Source organism: Sphingobacterium sp. 18053, from assembly GCF_902706145.1.
Classification (GTDB): domain Bacteria; phylum Bacteroidota; class Bacteroidia; order Sphingobacteriales; family Sphingobacteriaceae; genus Sphingobacterium; species Sphingobacterium paramultivorum.
Map to the genome: position 1 here is coordinate 380,573 of NZ_CACSJW010000004.1, position 20,338 is coordinate 400,910.

11 protein-coding genes are annotated in these 20,338 nt (G+C 42.0%); 6 read left to right on the forward strand and 5 right to left on the reverse strand.

Going from position 1 to position 20,338, the window contains the following annotated elements:
* Window positions 1–7: 7 nt before the first annotated feature.
* From GVK91_RS11480 to GVK91_RS11490, 3 genes are read right to left on the reverse strand one after another with little or no spacing between them, the layout of a single operon-like run.
* Window positions 8–403 carry a hypothetical protein gene (locus GVK91_RS11480; protein WP_046676362.1) on the reverse strand — a complete coding sequence of 132 codons (396 nt, stop codon included), beginning with the start codon at window positions 401–403 and terminating at the stop codon, window positions 8–10.
* 25 nt (window positions 404–428) lie between these two features.
* Complete coding sequence (locus GVK91_RS11485; RefSeq protein WP_159728820.1) at window positions 429–2,261, reverse strand: RagB/SusD family nutrient uptake outer membrane protein; 1,833 nt, start codon at window positions 2,259–2,261, stop codon at window positions 429–431.
* An 11-nt stretch (window positions 2,262–2,272) separates the two neighbouring features.
* Window positions 2,273–5,458 carry a TonB-dependent receptor gene (locus tag GVK91_RS11490; protein WP_159728822.1) on the reverse strand — a complete coding sequence of 1,062 codons (3,186 nt, stop codon included), beginning with the start codon at window positions 5,456–5,458 and terminating at the stop codon, window positions 2,273–2,275.
* Between the two features lie 376 nt (window positions 5,459–5,834).
* On the opposite strand from GVK91_RS11490, the gene GVK91_RS11495 reads away from it, so the two are divergent.
* From GVK91_RS11495 to GVK91_RS11520, 6 genes are all read left to right on the forward strand, one after another.
* A complete protein-coding gene (locus GVK91_RS11495; protein ID WP_159728825.1) occupies window positions 5,835–7,355 on the forward strand; it encodes a PQQ-dependent sugar dehydrogenase in 1,521 nt (506 codons plus the stop codon).
* Between the two features lie 5 nt (window positions 7,356–7,360).
* A complete protein-coding gene (locus GVK91_RS11500) occupies window positions 7,361–8,593 on the forward strand; it encodes an Nramp family divalent metal transporter (protein WP_159728827.1) in 1,233 nt (410 codons plus the stop codon).
* Between the two features lie 7 nt (window positions 8,594–8,600).
* Window positions 8,601–9,623, forward strand: coding sequence for an NAD(P)-dependent oxidoreductase (locus GVK91_RS11505; protein ID WP_088160970.1), 1,023 nt, complete (start codon window positions 8,601–8,603; stop codon window positions 9,621–9,623).
* Window positions 9,623–10,684, forward strand: coding sequence for a dihydrodipicolinate synthase family protein (locus tag GVK91_RS11510; protein WP_159728829.1), 1,062 nt, complete (start codon window positions 9,623–9,625; stop codon window positions 10,682–10,684). Before GVK91_RS11505 ends, GVK91_RS11510 begins: the two co-directional genes overlap by 1 nt.
* Window positions 10,685–10,856: 172 nt before the next feature.
* Window positions 10,857–11,765 carry an AraC family transcriptional regulator gene (locus GVK91_RS11515; RefSeq protein WP_159728831.1) on the forward strand — a complete coding sequence of 303 codons (909 nt, stop codon included), beginning with the start codon at window positions 10,857–10,859 and terminating at the stop codon, window positions 11,763–11,765.
* Between the two features lie 146 nt (window positions 11,766–11,911).
* The gene (locus GVK91_RS11520; RefSeq protein WP_159728833.1) at window positions 11,912–13,105 is read left to right on the forward strand and encodes an MFS transporter; all 1,194 of its coding nucleotides are present in this window, start codon (window positions 11,912–11,914) and stop codon (window positions 13,103–13,105) included.
* A gap of 262 nt (window positions 13,106–13,367) precedes the next feature.
* On the opposite strand, the gene GVK91_RS11525 is transcribed toward GVK91_RS11520, so the two are convergent.
* Both GVK91_RS11525 and GVK91_RS27705 read right to left on the reverse strand, forming a co-directional pair.
* Window positions 13,368–17,543, reverse strand: coding sequence for a two-component regulator propeller domain-containing protein (locus GVK91_RS11525; protein ID WP_159728836.1), 4,176 nt, complete (start codon window positions 17,541–17,543; stop codon window positions 13,368–13,370).
* A gap of 62 nt (window positions 17,544–17,605) precedes the next feature.
* Window positions 17,606–20,305: a glycoside hydrolase family 88 protein gene (locus GVK91_RS27705; RefSeq protein WP_159728838.1), complete on the reverse strand. Its 2,700-nt coding sequence runs from the start codon at window positions 20,303–20,305 to the stop codon at window positions 17,606–17,608.
* Between the last annotated feature and the right edge of the window lie 33 nt (window positions 20,306–20,338).

Genomic DNA, 20,338 nt, shown 5'->3' on the forward strand with positions numbered 1-20,338 from the left:
AGCTTACTTATTTTTGTACTGTCAAATAAACTTTATACGTCTTACGAACCTTTCTATTTCCAGACACGACAGTCCATTCACGTGGCGTATCCAAATTGGAAAAATCCTGTTTTCCTAAAATCTTAGGATCTAACACCGCATCGGTGACCAATGAAAACTGTGGGTATAGATTTTTCAAATCCGTACCAAAGAGCACCTCCACTTTTATGGTTTGCTCAACGGTATCCACCAACGCAGCTTTTGTACGTACCGTCTGAAAATCGGCGCCCAACAGTTCAAAACTACTGACATAACATTCCGACCTGGTCGTGATCAACAAACCGTCCTCATCCATTGGATAATCATCCTTACAACCGGACAAGCTAACGAACAGCATACCGATTAAAAATAATGTATATTTCATTTTATTACAGTCAAGTGTTACCATATTATTTCCAAGGTATATTTTGTGTTAAATTCGGATTCCGCGAACGTTCTGTTTCCGGAATTTGATAGATATAACACTTTTGATAAGTCAATTCAGACTCATTGAAAAAAAAGCGTTCCCAATTATTTCCAAAACTATCCTGGAACCATTTTCCATCACCATAAGGTTTGCCAAATACTGTTTCCAGTTTACGCCATCTCCTCAAGTCAAACGCACGCTGCCCTTCGCCAAACAACTCAACAATTCTTTCCTGCTCTATAGCATCAAAAAATGCATCACGAGAAGAGGTTTTAGCTCCAGCAAGCGCAGGTAGGTTACCACGACGCCTGACCTTATTAACCAAATCAATTGCATCCGCCTGTGGACCACCAATCTCATTGGTTGCTTCAGCATACATCAGGTATACGTCAGCAATGCGCATCAAAGGCCAATTGTAATTTCCATCACTACGCGCCACGCCACCATAATTGCGCACAAATTTACGCGATTGCAATCCCGAGAGATTTGTGGTATTATCGGTAAAGGAAGTTTTATAGGAGACGCCGTTAACCGTCACCGCAGCTCCCCAAGTTTTGTAGACAAAGGGAATATAACCTGTGGTCTCCGTAGGGCTCATACTCATAATCAATTCGTAATCCCACAACAAAGTCGCTTTCATGCGATAATCGCGATTACGGTACGACTCAGGGTTCACCGCTGAATTTGCCGTAGTACGTGCTGCAGGATTTTTAACCGGATCTAGCTGAACCATCTTTGGTAAGAAATCTCCCGTAACGGTAGATTGGTAACGGTCGGCCAATTCATAGCGCGGAATCGCTTGATTCTGTCCTAAAGATACCAATGGCCCCGTCCATACACGTTGGTACTCCTCACTTTGTTTTGTTCCCACACCGCCGTGGGTAAGCACCATGACCATTTCCTCATCTTGGCTCAAGTTGCCCGTAGAAGGTATAAACATATAGTAATAATTTGGGAGCACATCAGCCTTCCCCAATTCACCCCATTGACCTGGATCACCATTTCTAAACATTTTGATTCCAAAATCATTGATTACACGTTTAAAATCCGCAGCGGCCGCAGTATATGCCGTTTTAGCCTCTGCAGCAGATTGTACAAATCCATCCAATTCAGGCCATCCATTTTTCTTCCACGACCCCCAGTACAATTGAAACTTACCACGAAAGGCCAATGCAGCAGGCTTACCGGCACGACCAATTGCAGACCCCTTGTTGGGCAATTTGTCCACTGCATAGTTCAAATCGGCCATAATAGAATCTTTCAGCTGTCCAATAGGCATTCTCCGCACCGTATCAGCCTCTATGGGAGCTGGCGCCGATTTATAAAAATAAGGCACATCACCCCATAGGGAAATCAATCTAAAGTATGCAATGGCGCGCAACAACTTGGCCTCCGCCACAATAGTTTCCAGGGTTTGTTTTACAGCATCAGTTTTTGCTACGGGCAACAAACGCGCATTGGTATTTTCGATCACAAAGTTAGAACTGAATATAGATCCATACAATGCTCTGTACATTGCCGATGCACCAGAGCCATAATTCATCGGACTATTGACCGTTAATGAAATAGGCGCCGCACCAGTATTGTACATTTTAAGGTAATCTCCATGTCCATCAAAATGATAGTCGCGATCAAAACAAGGCCTAAATATAGAATAATTCGCCATTAACGCAGCAAGCGCGTCATTTTCGTCCACCCAGAACGTTTCGGAGCTTGGCGTTGTTGTTGGATTCTGATTCAACAAATCTTTGCGACACGCGGACAAACCAAGAAGCAGCAAAGAAGAAATAAACAATATGTTATATATCGATTTCATAAGTTCAAATATTATAAGTCTACATTCAGTCCAACCACAAAACTCTTCGTCATCGGATAGGCATCATTGGTATAGGTACTTTTCTCCGGATCTAAGCCTTTAAAGCTCGTCAATACCGCTAAATTATCTACCGAACCAAATACACGTAACTTCTGGATACCCAGCTTAATCAGTAATTCTTTCTTAAAAGTATAGCCAAGCTGCAGATTTTTCACCCTTAAATAAGACATGTTTTGCAGCCAAAATGTGCTCAAATACGCATTTGGACTCGTTGATCCTAATGTACTTGGAAGTAACTTAGGATAATCAGCATCGCGATTGTCCAGGCTCCACATATTATTCCACTGGTCCTCAGTAATAGCCTGATTTGCCGTTCCTAAAAAGTTCGAATTCGCTTTGTTCATCCAAAATTCCTTTCTTCCTGTGGCAGCCTGCAACAGGAAAGAAAAATCAAAACCTTTATAGTCCACCGAACCTCTGAATCCGTAATTCACCTTTGGTCTACCCAGTTGATAAGCTGGATATGCCACACGGTCATTCGCGTCCAATTTGCCATCACCATTGACATCTTTCAACAAAATATCTCCCGGAGAAGCGCCCTGAGGAACAGCATTATAGACATCCTGCCAAGACTGAGCAATGCCTAACGATTCGAAAGCATAGATAAAATTATAAGGCATATCAATAAATACCGAACCTCTTTGCAACTGCTCATTCCAGGACAGCAGCTTGTTCTTGTTATACCCAACATTAAAGTTCAGCATGTAACCCACATCCCCCTTTCGGTCATTCCAGGTAACATTTGCTTCCAGCCCTTTATTCATCATATCACCAATATTACGTCGGGGGGCAGTGAATAAACCCGTCAGATGCATAGATACATCCGAAGGCCTGTTCATACCGATCGTCTTTCTTTCGTAATAATCCAACTCCGCAGTCAGTTTATTTTTAAAGAATCCAAGATCCAAACCCAAATTAAACACACGTGTCTTTTCCCAGGTAAGGTCATAGTTGATCAGTTTCTTATTGATCAACCCTTTGACAACAGACCCTGTTCCTGTACTATTGTCAATCAAATAATAAGGACTAGAGACCAAAGATTGCTTCTGCTCATACAATCCGACACCACTATTATTTCCCAAAGAACCATAAGAAGCTCTAAATTTGGCCGAACTCATCCTAATCTTTTCCTTAAATGCCGACATAAATACCTCGTCTGAAATCCGCCACCCCACTGCCGCAGACGGAAAAAAACCATATTGATCACCGGGCAAGAAACGTGAAGAACCATCTACCCGGAAGTTCCCTTCAAACATATACTTTCCGAAGGCCGTATAATTTAATCGTCCAATATAAGAACGCAAACCTTCTGCCGATGATGATCCCGACACATTTTGCACGTCTTCAGAAGCGCCATCAATTTCATGTAGACTAGGGTGCAAACGATCTAAGCGACTACCTGCTAAAACACGATTATTCCAATATTCTTCTGAATACACGGCCAAAGCAGAGAAATCATGGTTAGCGCCAAACTTATGATCGTAACTCAATTTGAAGTTCAGCTGGGTTTTGTAATTGTTCCGGTCTGTATTATATATCCCATCATTTGTCGGTACAAGATCCCGGATAGACAGTCCTGTCCGGATATTATATAATTTTGTCGGCATATCTGCCTTCCATTGAAAACGCGTATCATAATTTAGGGCATAATCCACTTTAGCCTCAAATCCTTTAAATGGCTTCCAGTTTAAATAACCATTCACCAAAGCCTGCTTTTGATTCATGTGGTTTTGGTTGCGCGTCATGTAATCTGCATAAATATTATTGGCCTGCGGACTTTCATTGTAAGACATTGCACCGCCATAAAAACCGGTAATAGGATCATAAGGCAATATACCTGCTGGTGAGGTAAACAGATCCATCCCACTTGTCGAGTTGGCAGTCATACCGTCTTCGTAGTTATAACGGTAATCGGACCAGTTTCCGGAGAACCGGACCCCAGCACCGATGGTATTGGTTACTTTTGTTTCGAAGTTAAATGCAGCGTTATAACGTTTAAAATCATTATTGATCTGTATCCCCTTCTCATCCAGCATACCGACAGACAAATAATAATTATTATTTTCAGTCCCTCCATTAATGGAAACATTATAATTCCCACTTTGACCATTGCGGAGAATAACATCCCACCAATCGGTACTTGGATATAATCTCGGGTCGATCATACTTAAAGCCAACCATTCGTCGATGGTTCCATTCTTAAAATTGAATGCAGATGCGGCCGTATTATAGGCCTGCGCCCTTTGAGTAGCCGTCATTGCTTTTGCATAATTATTGACAAAATCAAAAGAGCGGGTAGGTTTCACCAGCGATTTGTTGGCACTAAAGGAAATAGCCGTCCTACTGTTTCTTTTACCAGACTTTGTCGTAATCAATACAACCCCATTGGCCGCTCTGGAACCGTATACTGCAGCGGAAGAAGCATCTTTTAGTACGGTCACACTTTCAATATCATTCACATTCACACGGTTCATATTGACATCGGGCATTCCATCGACCACGATCAGCGGTCCAGCACTGTTGACCGTCCCCAATCCCCGGATCAAAAGATCCGCTGCATTATTTCCGGCCATTCCGGAGTTTTGACTTACGGCCAAACCAGGAATAACACCTTGCAATGCCTGCGAGGCATTGGAAAGACCCCGACTCGAGGTCGATTGATCAAAATTGACACTGGCCACAGCACCGGTCAAGTTGCCTTTTTTCTGCTTACCATACCCCACCACAACAACCTCATCCAGTGCATTTTCGATCGTATCAAGCACCAAAGCCTGCACATCTTTCCCCGACACCACTTTTGTATTAAAACCGATTAACCGAAATTGAATCTGATCTGAAACGGAACCCGTTAATTTAAAACGACCTTCTTGATCCGTAACGGTAACAGTTGCATTTTTAAGGTTACGCACTTCTACACCGGACAGTGGCTGCCCTTTGGCGTCCAGCACCTGCCCGACAAGCTGCTGCTGAAATTTAGCTAAACCCGACGAAGGGTTTAAAACATCCGAGATCGGAATCTTTCCATTGTTAAGGGAAGAAGGTACATTTGCCAATGCAGCCATCGAAATAAAAGGTAGCCCCACCAAAAGGCAACTCCTGTTTATTACATCCCGGATTTTAATCTGCTTTAGTATCATGAATACTCAGGTTAAAGTGGTTAAATAAATGATTTATAAGCTCTTTAGTTTATTGGTATTTTTTCAGGAAACATAACGCTCGACCCTAATATGGTCTAAATTGTATTTCCATCGCTATCATAGTGAATACAATAATATATATTTTTTGTATACAATTCAATATTTTTTTTACTTTTTTACAAAAATAGGCTGGCTAACAAGTTCGTGACAATTCCACAACACCGCTCTTTTAGCTGTGTAATTATAAACTAAATCGTATTTAGCTTAGGCTGATAAAATATTTTTGTATACAATTTTACTTATTTTTTGTATATTTATTTTTATTCAACTACATTTGACTAACCAAATAAATCAAAGGAATAACCGTAGATCCTATATGAAAAAACAAACCTATATTTGGCTTGTATCGCTGATCCCGCTACTATCCTCCTGTTCTTCCGAGACGGAAAGAGAAAGTAAGCCAATAAATAACATCCAACTGGAGCACAGCATACTATCGCTATCAAAAGAAGCTACAAAACTCCATGTGCCATGGGATTTACAATATGACCGGATCAACGATGCCATTCTGTTTTCTGAAATCGGAGGAAGTATACGAAGACTGGATACAAAAACAAAAGCTGTTACTTTGGTGGACAGCCTCACCGACGTTTACCACCAGCGCACGTTGGGACTATTGGGAATGGCGCTGTATCAACCCGAACAGCAACAGGCCTATCTTTACCTTTCTTACACCAGCAAAAAGGACAGTCTCATTTTCTCCAACTTATATCGTTACGATTATAATACGGCAGGAAAGTTGTCAAACCCAAAATTGCTTTTACAGATCCCTGGAAACACCGGACATAACGGTTCCAGAGTTATTGTTTCGACAGACAAAAAAGTGTATTGGGCTACAGGAGATGCAGCAAGTGATACCTTTGCGCAAGACAGCACCTCATTAAATGGCAAAATCTTACGCCTCAATCTCGATGGGAGCATCCCAAAAGACAATCCAATTGCAAACAGCTATGTCTATGCATGGGGATTTCGGAACATGCAGGGACTTACCCATGATGCAAAAGGCTTAATTTACACGTCCGAACATGGCGATGCAATCGAGGATGAAATTAACCTGATCCAACCCCTAAAAAATTATGGCTGGCCGCAGATCGAAGGTATGATTGACACGGAAAAGGAAAAAGCTATTGCCAAAAACTCCCCAAGACAGGAGCCCATTAAATCGTGGACTCCAGTCGTTGCACCATCCGGTATGGCGTATTACAGTTCTAATGTTATCCCTGAATGGCAACATAGTCTATTGCTCGCGACTTTAAAAAATCAGTCTTTACGTATCCTAAAATTATCCGCCGATGGTCAACAGATCGTCGATGAGAAGATCCTATTCAAAGATCAACTTGGCCGGCTAAGATCCGTATTGACCTTACCCAATGGCGACATTTATTTCTGTTCAAGCAACCGTGACTGGAATCCGCAAAAGGGGTTTCCAAAACCCGATGACGATGTGATCTATCGTCTCCGTATTACCGATAAAGCCTCTGCGCCAATGATTAAACCCCTTGCAGCCAACACGGTCAACTCCCCTGCCAAAAGTGGTCAGGCATTATACGAAGCCTATTGCGCATCTTGTCATAAAGCAGATGGAAAGGGACTGACAAATACCTTCCCCCCATTAGCCAATTCATCTCTTGTCAAAGGCGACCCAGCACCTCTATTGCAGGTTATCCTCCATGGACTGAAAGACAAAACAATAAACAACGTCAAATACGAAAGTGCAATGCCATCTTTTTCATTCCTGAAAAATGAAGAGGTCATTGAAATCACCAATTATATCCGCACACACTTTGGAAATTCTGCCCCTAAAATCAACCAACAGCATTTAACCTCATTACGATAAATCTCATGGAAAATAACCTCGAGCCAAAACCTTCTTTATTGAAAAGTTGGCTATCCATCTTGGGTCCCGGCATCATTACCGCCGCCCTGGTTTTCGGGCCCAGCAAAATGACCATCACATCAAAAATGGGTGCAGACTATGGCTTCTCTCTATTATGGGTTGTCGTCATCGCCATCTTTTTTATGATGGTTTTCACCAATATGGCGGCACGTATCGGTATCGCGAGAGACGAATCTTTACTTGTTTTAATTCGCCAGAAATTTGGTAAAACAACGTCCATCATCATTGGCCTTGGAATCTTCCTCGTTGCAACCTGCTTTCAATCGGGGAATGCCACAGGTGTCTCTATTTCCGTTTCAGAAGCCACGGGGACAAACCCCCAAATATGGATCATCGTTTTTAATGTAATCGGTATCCTACTGTTGTTCTTCAAGTCTTTCTACGCGCTATTGGAAAAGCTTATGCTTGGACTTATCATCCTGATGTTATTTGCCTTTCTTTCCACCGCGATTATGATAAAGACACCCGCACAGGACTTTTTCTTAGGTTTTATTCCCAGCATCCCACCTTCATCTGTAGGCTTAATAATAGCTTTTACGGCTTCGTGCTTTTCGATTGTGGGTGCATTTTATCAAAGTTATCTTGTTCAATCAAGAAGAAAATTATCGGCCAACAAACAGCGTACTGAACGACAGATAATCGGTAGCCGAATAGGTATTATTATTCTTGGCATCATGAGTGCAGCCGTTATGGTCTGTGCCGCAAATACGCTCCACCCCCAAGGGATCAAGTTAAATTCTGCCGCTGAGATGGGCCGTGCACTGGAACCGCTTTTGGGAACCTATGCTTCACATCTCTTTTTTATCGGTCTCTTCGGTGCATCCTTTTCCTCCTTGATCGGCAATGCCGTATTAGGCGGTTCGTTACTGGGCGACACCTTTGGCTTCGGCAACGATCTCAATCACCCTAAAGTGAAACTGTTTATTTCTTTGGTCATGATTTTTGGATCTGCCATCGCGCTTATCTTCGGAAATCTTCCCTTGGAGCTTATTGTTTTTGCGCAAAGCATCACCATTTTTTTAGTTCCCTTTATTGGTATTATCCTCTTTCTGATCGCAAACGACAAAGAAATTATGGGCGCGCTCAGAAACAGCCCCTTAACGCGATTATGGGCTATACTCGGACTTATATTACTCGTTTTTCTTGCTTTTAGTAATCTCTATAATTTAATCAAATAATTCAGACATGGACCATAACAATTTAGCGGAATTGGAACAGCAGCTGCTTGCACCATCATTAGATCTAATTGAAGATATAAAAAAGATACAAGGTGATATCCTTTTCCTAGGTATTGGCGGAAAAATGGGGCCAAGCATGGCAAAACTAGCCATGCGGGCTATTCAAGCTGCAGGAATAGACAAAAAGGTCATTGGTGTTTCGCGTTTTTCAACCAAGGAACTTCAACAGGAACTGGAGGATCTAGGCATAAAGACAATCGCCTGTGACCTACTGAATGAGGAAGAACTCAAAAAGATCCCGCAGGTTCCGAATGTCATTTACCTCGCAGGACATAAATTCGGCACCACAGGAAATGAAGATTTTACCTGGGCGATGAATACCTATCTTCCCGGAATGGTGGCTTCTCATTTTCAAGATTCCAACATTGTTGCTTTTTCTTCGGGTAACGTACTTCCATTTGTACCGATAAGCAATGCCGGCGTTTCTGAGGAAAGAACTCCGGAGCCTGTCGGCGAATACGCGCAATCCTGTTTGGGGAGAGAGCGTATATTCGAGTATTTTTCGAAGAAAAACGGTACACCTACCCTGATCTACCGATTGAATTATGCGGTGGATTTTCGCTACGGTGTGCTAGTAGAAATTGCCAAATCGGTCAAAGGGCAGCTCCCGATAGATTTGACAACCGAAAACGTCAACGTCATCTGGCAGGGAGATGCCAACGAAATTGCCTTAAGATCATTACTGCACTGTCAGTCTCCAGCCAAAATACTGAATGTCACGGGACCGGAAATCCTTTCTACACGATGGATCGCAGAGCGTTTTGCTGAGCATTTCAACACAAGGCCGATATTTGTAAATGAACCCGCCGGAACCGCTTTGCTAAACAATGCGTCCGAATGCCATCGTTTATTTGGCTATCCGAAAACAACCATACGCGAAGCGATAGACATTACAGCCAAATGGTTGACCCAAGGCGGCGAACTATGGAATAAGGACACGCATTTTCAAGAACGAAAAGGAAAATTCTAATGAAAACTTTAGACAACAAATTACAACAGTTGCTTTGGGAAGGGACGGTAATTCCGGCACACCCCCTTGCCTTACATGAGGACCGCAGCATTGACGAGGCACATCAACGGCTCCTGACTCAATATTACATAGCCAGTGGAGCCGGTGGAATCGCCGTAGCTGTACATTCAACCCAATTTGAAATCCGTGACCCCGAGATCAACCTTTTTGAAACCGTATTGAGATGGGCTAGCGAAGAAGTCGAGAAAGCGGAACTCCAACGACCATTTATCAAAATTGCAGGCATCTGCGGTGCCACAGAACAAGCTGAACAGGAGGCAACGACTGCACTTAAATACGGTTATGATATCGGACTTTTGAGTATGGGCGGCCTGCAGAGCTGGACTGAAAATGCCATATTAGATCGAGTCAGAGCAATAGCAGCCATTATTCCTGTCTTTGGGTTCTATCTTCAACCCGCCGTTGGTGGCCGTATTTTCTCCTATTCCTTTTGGCAGCAGTTTGCCGAAATCGACAACGTCGTCGCTATCAAATGTGCGTCGTTCAACCGCTACCAGACATTAGACGTTATGCGTGCTATAGCCAACTCCAGCCGGCGAGATCAAATTGCTATGTACACGGGCAATGATGACAATATTGTCAACGATCTGATGAGCGTGTATAATTTCCCCGTAGCTGGAGAAAATGTCGCCATAGAATTTAAAGGCGGACTATTAGGCCACTGGGCTGTTTGGACGGCAAAAGCTGTTGAACTCCTTCAGGAAATAAAAACATACAAACAGGACCCCAACAACCTCCATGCGAGTCATCTCCTGAGCAAAGCGATTGCTGTAACAGACAGTAATGCAGCTTTTTTTGACCCAGCAAATGCATTCCATGGCTGTATACCAGGCTTACATGAGGTGCTCCGCAGACAAGGTCTGATGAAAGGCATCTGGTGTCTAAACCCCGACGAAAATCTATCCATCGGACAGCAAGAAGAAATTGATCGTGTATATAAAGACTACCCAGACTTAAACGACGATGAATTTGTCAAGGAATTTTTAAAATCGAGATCCTAATAGTCGCTTCCTTATAGTCGCTTCCTTTTATAAGGTCTCATCACCCGGGCTAGTCATAGCTAACGACGTGATGGGACCTTTCTTTTTGTTCCAATTCATATTTTACGAATCAATGACCGACTAAGAGAAACAGTATCCAACATGAAATGTTTGATTTTTATAACTTTGCATCATGACAACTTCCGAAAATATTATTGATTTCTATCAACGGGTATTTCGAGAATCCAATTACCCAATTGGCTCCTCGCCCGAACAAATTTCTCATTTTAACTTATTTTCACGTGAGCATTGTCCGTTAAAATCACCTTACAATAGAAAAGATTACTTCAAAATATCCCTCATGATCGGCCAGGGTCAATTGCACTATGGCGATCAATGGATCCCTATTGACCGTCCCGCACTTGTATTTTCAAGTCCACTCGTCCCCTACTCTTGGGAAACAGACAATCCTGATCAAAAGGGATGGTTCTGTCTTTTTACACAAAAATTCATTCAGGAAGACAAACATTATAACCATAACATTCTCGAAAGTCATTTTTTCAACCCAAGTGGTAGCCCAGTCTATTTCTTAACTAATGAGCAGGTCCATCTTTTCGATCACATTTTTCAGCGTATGAATACGGAACTACGATCTGATTTTTCGTTCAAATATGAAATTATCCGGAATCAGTTACAGTTGCTCGTTTTAGAAACGTTAAAACTAGCGCCAAATGAGGGTATATCACCTTACCAAAACGCAAATCAGCGTATTTCCCATCTTTTCCTAGAACTATTGGAACGCCAATTTCCGATTGACACCGAAAATTTACTTCGTTTTAAAAATGCAACGGATTACGCGCAACAGCTCAACATCCATGTCAATTCGCTAAACAGGGCTTTGAAACAAAATACAGGAAAAACCACGCAAGAACTCATCGCACTGCGTATCACACAGGAAGCAAAGGCACTCCTTCACCATAGCAGCTGGAATATCAATGAAATCGCTTATGCCTTAGGTTTTGAAGAACCGGCGAACTTCAGTAATTATTTCAAAAAACATGCTGGTGTACCCCCTTTAGCCTTTCGCAATAAGCCTGTTTGATTTTCATAATAATTTGTTTGAATTCTATATCTTTCAAAACAGGCAATGAAGCTACTTTTGTCGACATCATATTTACAGGGCCAAAGAGAAAAAAGTGGCTGGCAGCATGAACGTCCATAGAGACGGGAAATTTAAAAAATTACAGGATGGAAAAAAACACTAAACCACAGCAATCTTTTATCCCGACGATACTAGCATTTGCACTTGTTCCGATTACAGGACTTGCCACCGATATTTATCTTCCGTCGATGCCACAAATGGCCCAGGAGCTTGGCTTGAACGAAAGCAAAATCCAGTTAACACTTTCGCTTTTTCTAATCAGCTATGGTGTTGCTCAGTTCTTTACAGGAGCATTAGTTGACGCTTGGGGAAGATATCGCATCAACCTCATATCTCTTTTCCTTTTCATTGTCAGTTTCTGGATCACAGCAAGCACGCAAGATATTTGGGTTATTTACCTGATGCGTATACTTCAGGGAATTTTATCGGCATTTGTGGTCATATCAAAACGAGCCTATTTTGTGGATGTCTATGAAGGTGAGCAGCGCAAACACTACCTCAGCATTATGACCATCGTCTGGTCGATCGGGCCGATTGTCGCTCCTTTTATTGGCGGCTACCTCCAAACACAATTTGGTTGGCGTTCTAACTTTATGGTTCTGGCCGTTTACAGTGCCGTACTTTTCATCCTTGAACTGATCTTTTCTGGCGAAACAATCAAACAGAAAAAACCACTCCATATCAACTACCTGATCGGCGAATTTAAAATGATGCTTAAAAGCAATGATTTTACGTTCGGTATAATCATGTGTGGCATCTCCTACGGTCTCGTCATGTTCTACAATCTCAGCGGTCCTTTTTTTATTGAACATCAATTGGGATATAGTGCGATTACAACCGGTTACACCTCACTTATTATGGGCTTAGCTTGGATGTGTGGTGGTTTTATTGGTAAAGCCCTTATTAAAAGAGCCTTGGTTCCAAAGTTGAGAATCGCCAATTTTATTCAGATCAGCCTGATTATATGTATGCTGATCGTTTCACCTTACCTGTCAAACCTATATACATTAACATTTTTCGCATTTGCCGTACATTGTACTGCAGGGTTTATTTTTAACAATTATTTCAGCTACTGTTTGGGCAGGTTTCCATTGTCGGCAGGTATCGCCGGTGGATTAGTTGGCGGAATTACCTACCTCCTTACCTCTTCACTCAGTTACATCACCGTAAGCTTGGTAAATCCTTCTTCGCAGTTTCAGATTGGATTAGGTTATGGCATATTTGCGCTGTTGGGATTGACCATTTTATACGTTATTCGTAAGCTGGTCAAAAGCGTATAAGCTATGCTCCGGTTCTTCCAGCGACAGGGTAACAACAGCCTGTAGCTGACCAACTACAAAATAAAGCTTAAAAGGTGAATTATTTTTAAAATAGTATTAAAAACAACTATATTTGTTGCATCATAATTTAGGTTTATAATTGGTTATTGAAGGTTTTCATTCTCCCCGTTTGAAAACCTTTTTTTTGCCTCCAAAAAAACCTTCGGGCTGCTTTTAGGGCTGCTGATGCTTACCAAATCGTGGAGACCTTCGCTTATTTTTCTTAATTCCTGCTTTCCTTGATACCGAATTTTTCAACATAGGTACGTGGACTCTCCTTATAGAATTTCTTAAATGTTTTGCTAAAATATTTTGGATCATTGAACCCAACCTGATAAGCCACCTCGCTGATACTCAAACCAGTATCGTTCACCAAAATATAGGCTGCTTTCTTAAGACGTACCATATTAATAAATTCAACCAAATTCAGTCCCGTTTGCTGCTTAATCTTGCGGTACAAAACAGAGCGGCTCACGCCGATGGCTTTTGTAAGATCCTGCACCCCAAAATCTTCACAGCCCAGATTTTCTTCGACAACCTTCAATACCTGATCCAAGAAACGAGTTCTTTCGGGCAGATCTGTTCCCTGTGCTCCAAGAAGATAATTCTGTACAAATTTTTCCTCCAATCGTTTCCGCGTCTGTATGATGTTTGAAATTTTCTGAATGAGATGTGGCATACTGAAGGGCTTGGTAATGTAATCATCTGTACCGATTTCAAACGCCTCTGTGATATAAGGATCGGCTGTACGGGCTGTCAAAAGAATCACAGGAATATGATTTGAACTACTATCATTTTTAATCTGCTGCAAAAGTGTGATTCCATCGCAGTTGGGCATCGTTACATCTGAAATGATAATATCGGGCTGTCTTGCTTGCACCAATTCCAGTGCCTCAATACCATCATTAGCTTCTAAAACAATATATTTTTTTCGTAAGTTTTCACATAGAAAACAGCGGAGCTCCACATTGTCCTCGGCAACAAGTATGATTGGCTTATCTTCATCCGCTGCAGAAGGCTCAATTTCTGTTTTTATAGCATCCACATGTGGCATATTGGCATCTGTTGCGTCTGAGCATACCGTCGCTGCAGTACCGTCTAAAACCATGAGTTCTTCGATACGGACATCCCCCTGGGGCAGGCTGATCCGAAATACTGTATTGAAGTCTGCCGGCTCCTGGGCCATATTACTTTCAACAGTGAGTTTTCCGCCGTGCAGATGTATGATCGAACGACAAAGTGCCAAACCTATTCCGCCACTGGTAGCCGACAGGCCTTTTGCATTGGCCTGATAAAATTGTTCAAATACGAAAGGTATATCTTTTGGTGGGATCCCACGCCCGGAATCCCAAACGGAAACAAGCAATTTCTCCAACTCGCCTTCCCCTTCTAGCTCAACCTGTATCTTTATTTTACCCCCCTTGTCCGTAAATTTAAACGCATTATAAATCAAATTGACAAGGACTTTTTCAAATTGCTCCGGATCTAGACCTGCAACATAATCAGGACTTACCTTATTATCCAGGAAAAACTGAATATTATTTTTCTCGGCAATAAAGTAAAAATTCTGGCGAATGTTTTCCAAATATGTAGCGACATGAACCTTTTGGCAAAACAATTTCATCTTTCCGCCTTCATGTTTTCTGAAATCAAGCAGCTGATTAACCAGATTCATCAAGCGATCCGCATTTCTTGTTGCATAACCGAGGTGCTCCTGTGCATATGCTGAAAGCGAGCGATCGTCTTTTAATTGATTTAACGGCCCAATAATTAATGACAATGGCGTACGGAATTCATGGGAGATATTGGTAAAGAAATTCAGTTTTGCTTCATGAAGCTCCTCCTGTTTTTCCGAATCTATTTGCCGAATCAAAAGGTCTTGTTTCAGTTTGTTTCTACCGTGGAAAAATCGGATAACCAAAAAACTGGCAGCAGCAAAAAGAAGAAAATAGCCGCAATAAGCCCACCATGTCCTCCATGGCGCTGGCAGCACTTTAATCTTCAAAACCGTTGCCTTTTCGTTCCATACCCCGTCGTTGTTGGCTCCCTTTACCCAAAGCTCGTAAGTGCCAGGGTCTAAATTGGTATAAGTAGCCACGGGATTGCTCACATAATTCCAGTCTTGGTCAAAGCCTTTTAGATAATAAGCATATTGATTTTTCTCCGGATGAACATAATTCAATACACTGAATTCCAAACTAAAAACATTTTGATTGTGATCAAGAATCAATTCATCCATCATGGATATATCTTTAGGAATAACACCATCGAGGCCCGGGAGAACTGTTTTATTGAATAATTTCAACTCCGTAAACTGAATGGGGGGAATGTAATTATTGACACTTAAACTATCCGGATTAAATAAGGTGAAGCCTGAGAAACTTCCAAAGGCAAGTTTTCCGTCCCGCAACATTGCTGCTGCATTTTGAATATATTCGTTACCGGGAAGACCATCGATCTTCGTATAGGTTCGTACATGACCAGATAGGGGATCGAAACAAGAAATCCCTGTATTTGTGCTCAACCACAATTTGTTTTTCAGATCACTTAGAATAGCAAAAACATTGTTGATCGGCAATCCGTTTCGCTCATTAAACCTTTTGAACGCTTTCTTCTCCGGAAGATAGCGATTCAGCCCGCCCATATAGGTGCCGATCCAAATCTGTCCTTTTCGATCTTCATGGATACTCACAATATCATTTCCGCTAATTGAAAGGGAATCTTTCTTGTCATTTAGAAAGGAAACAAATTTATCGGTCCCTGCTAATTTTAGATTTAAACCATTGGAAGTACCAATCCATAGATTACCTTTTGAATCCTCTAGTAAAGTGCGCACCATATTGGAACTCAACTGCTTTCTGGCAACATCAAATGTCTGGAAAGTTCCTGCTTTCTGGTTTTTACGAAGTACCTGTAGCCCTCCGCCGAACGTGCCAATCCAAATATCACCATTGCGATCCTCTAAGATCGCATACACGTTATTATTTGCCAGGCCGTTACTTACATTGGGATCGAAACGAAAATGTTCATAGCCTTGCTGCCCCTTTCGCCTTAAATTCAACCCGCCATCATAAGTACCTACCCATAAATTCCCTTCCCTATCCAAACAGATAGACTTCACATTATTATGACTTAATCCATTCAGGTTATTTTTATCGTGACGTTCACTAAAAAACGAATTCGTATGCCGATTAAAATAATTCAGTCCTCCCCCCTCAGTTCCAATCATAAGTTCTCCCATAGCATTTTCAACAAATGCACTCACCACATTGTAACTTAAGCTATTGCGCTTAGATTGATGGGTGAAATTCTGAAAATTAGGAATATCCTTGTCATAGATATTGACCCCTCCAAAGTAGGTCCCAATCCAAATAGACCCCCGCTTATCTTGAAATATAGGGCGAATGGAATTATTGCTTAAGCTATTGGGATTTCCGTCGTCTGCCTGGATAAAAAGCAATTTTCCGTTTTGATAAACGTATAGGCCATTGAATGTTCCAATCCAAATCTTTCCATCATCTGTTTTTTTTAAGGACCGCACATCTTGACTGGCCAAACCTGAATGATTGCCCTCTTCGGTTAACGAGGATATTTCGCCTGTATTCTCATTGATAATCCGAATACCATTATATTTCGTACCTACCCAAAATATACCTGGACTAACTTCCAAAACCGCCTGAAACCGTTGATTAACCTTATTATCTGCCGATTTCTCTTTAAAGTAAGTCCGTAGCACCTTTAAGCTATTTCCATCTTTCGATGCGGCTTGCATGAGTACAATGGCATCATCGGTACAAAACCATAATCGCTTTCTGCGATCCTCATACATGGTTCGAAAATTACGATAGTACTCTTTTCCCTGGCTTCTTTCAACGGTAATCTCATTGAAGACCAACTCCGCTTCAGGATGCCGGCCCTCTTTAATCTTGTACAAGCCTATATTTGTCGCAATCCAAATCTTGCCGTTGGAATCCTGAAAAATCTGGTGAACGTTGACATCCATTTTCCCACTGCTACTCTCTACCGTAGGTAATGGTATACGGATAAAATTGTCTGATTCTCGATTGTATAAATTCAGACCTGTCATTGTCCCTATCCAAAGCCGCCTTTTGTTATCTTCCGTAATCGCTTGAATAAAGTTGTGCTCTAAGGAAAGGCTATCTTGCGGATTACTGCGATAAATCGTAAACTTTCGGGCGTCGTATTTATTTAAGCCATCACGGGTACCGATCCACATAAAACCCAAATGATCTTGGGCTATAGCGAAAACGCTGCCTTGAGACAAACCTTCGTTGACATCCAAGTGTAAAAAACGATAGTTTTTTTCCTGCGCACGCAAAACAGAAATTAAAGCTAACGCACAGCAAAAACAGCGCATAAAAACACGTAATGGCATCATAAGGTATATAATTGAAATGGATGATAAAAATAATCATTCCATTGAATAAATACGAACAAGAATCACTTTAATCGATCTTTTAATTGTTGCTCATAAAGTGAGCCGATCGACATTATTCTGTTTTGATTTTCCCAGTAACCAGCATTTCTATTTTTCAATCTTCCAGCAACTTTTTCTCCCTTTACTCCTATGGCAAAATTTTGTCCGGAAGCCCAGGGCTGTTGTACTGCAGCACTTTTGACCGTACAATTCCATAAGACTTGTGTCACCCCAGCCCAGCCGTGTCCACTTCCCCAGTTACCCCGGTCCTGAACATTAATTTCACCATCCGTTACGATTTGATCGTATAAGGTTCCAACAGCCCATCGATGATGTGGACCGATATCCGCATGTGTTCGCTCCGCGCTAGAAAGGCTAAAAACGTTTGGACCGAGGGTCCTAGCCCCTGTTACGTAATCATGGCGTCCTTCCGTGGTATAAAGTTCTTTAAATAAATTAAGCTGACCGTCATTATTGAATGAATACCTTCGGCCACCTGTAATTTGAGATTTTCCATCCAGACACCGCGACTTCATTACTGTAATCTGTTTGGCAAAAGCGCCAAGGCTCACCGCTGCATAACCAAAATAACGCGCGGTGATATTGCGCACCCAACCGTTCGCTATTTTATCCATATCAATTGCAATCCAACCGTGATTTTCGTCCTCATCACTTACAAAATCAGATTCGAAACGTATATTTTCGATTCCAACTTCACTTATACGTCCGTCAAAGGTGTAAGGAATGACAGCCACTTTTCCATACCTCGGATCAATCGCCATCACCAAGGGATTATCAAAAAATACAGAGTCACCTTTAATGGCCAAAATAGTACGTTCAAAATTTAGCTTATATTCCCGCGCTGTCCATTGTTTCGTCCCTTCTCTTTTTTCAATTTGGTTCATTCGAAGCGCTTCAATCCAGGCGTCGTTCATCTCATACGAGAGCAGTACCTGCTCGCCTACTTTCCTTTCCTTCGCATGATCGATTAGGACATATTTAGCCCCTACAGGTCCATATCCATCCTTGACAAACTGTTTTCTAGCCTGGTCCAAGGTATAGCTGCCTGTACCTGAAATCTTCAATAAGCTGCGTTGGTGCTGGCCTGTGGCTTTAAGCAAGGTTTGCCCTATTGCATCACCCTCCCCTCTCAACACGACACCGCTGGCATGAATTTCCAGGCTTCCAGGTATATTGTACAGACCTTTTTTTAACAAAACAGCACCTCTAAAACCGTTTTTATCAAGTGGTTTTGCAGATACAGCATCGATGGCTTGTTGTATAATTTGTTGATCATCGCCATTTACGCTGGGTTTTACAGTAATCACAACAGGAACATTGGGCAGCTTTTGATCACCTTGATGATAGCCCACATGGCTAAAGTCGGGGATTACGTTTCCCTGTTCATCTGGAAAATAGATCAGTTGTCCCGCTGGATTTTTCCGGACCAGATCCGATTGAACTTTTCCGGACTGTAGATCTTCTTGCCGATGCAGTGCTTCCAAAAAGTAATAATCGGCATAACTCAAGGGTTTATCCACTTCAGTATTGGAAGGTTTCGATCCTGTACTGTGTAATAATATAAAACCTTTACTTTTATTTGGCGGCGACATGTAATTATCTATCAGGTTCGCCAATATGGTCTGTGCTTTTGCACGATAATCTTTCCCTTGGTTGCTATACGTGCTTAATTCCAATAGCCCCGACGCTATGACTGTCGCTGCCGACACATCCCTTGGTTCATTTGGAATATTAGGCGCATCGAAATCCCAGTAAGGGATCAAGTCTTTCGGCATATTGGGATGTGCAAACAGCCACTGCGCAACTTTTTCGGCTTGCTGCAGATATTTCGGATCTCCTGTTTCTCTGTAACACATCGTATAACCATACAGTGCCCAGGCCTCTCCCCGCGACCATGTGGATTCATCACTTAAGCCCTGATGGGTGTTTTTATGCTGCACAGCTCCTGTTTTCGGATTATAGTCTATCACATGATAGGTGCTGTAATCTGGCCTAAAATGATTTTTTAGCGTTGTATTGGCGTGGCTCACCGCAATATGATAATAAGTAGAATCTCCCGTAAGTTTGGTTGCTTCAAACAGCAATTCTAGGTTGAGCATATTATCGATGATGACCGGAAAATCCCAGCGGTGGCTATTGTGATCCCACGAACGTATACAGCCGACTGTCGGATTGAAGCGGGTTGCCAGCGTTTTGGCTGCCTGAACAAGCACCTCCCGGTATTGTGGATTTGCGGTTAACCGATAACCGTTTCCTACACTACAGTAGATCTTAAAGCCCATATCATGGGTCTTTCCATTAAATTGCTCCGCTTCTATCGACCTTGTCGTTTCTGAAGCAAGATCTCTCCATTTTTGTTTTCCCGATTTTTCGTAGAGATACCACAGGACTCCAGGAAAAAAGCCACTGGTCCAGTCCCCCCTTTTCACGGCAACCAATTCGTTATCTGAGGAAAGCGTACGTGGCGATACCAAGGATGAATCACTTTTTTTCAAGAGCTGCAATTCTTTATAAAGTAGCTGAGCTTGTTGATCTGCAAGCCCCCAAGCTTTTTGCAGCTGCTTTGTACTCTGTGCCTCAACATGTTGAAAAGCGCACAAAATTCCAGTCAAAAATAGTACTTTGGCAATGGATGGCCTTTTTAAATTTCGAAAGCGCAAAAAGAGGGTATATCTTCGCAAAGACGTAGCATTAACATTCATGTTATCTGTAGGTTTTTAAGGTGAAACGGTTAA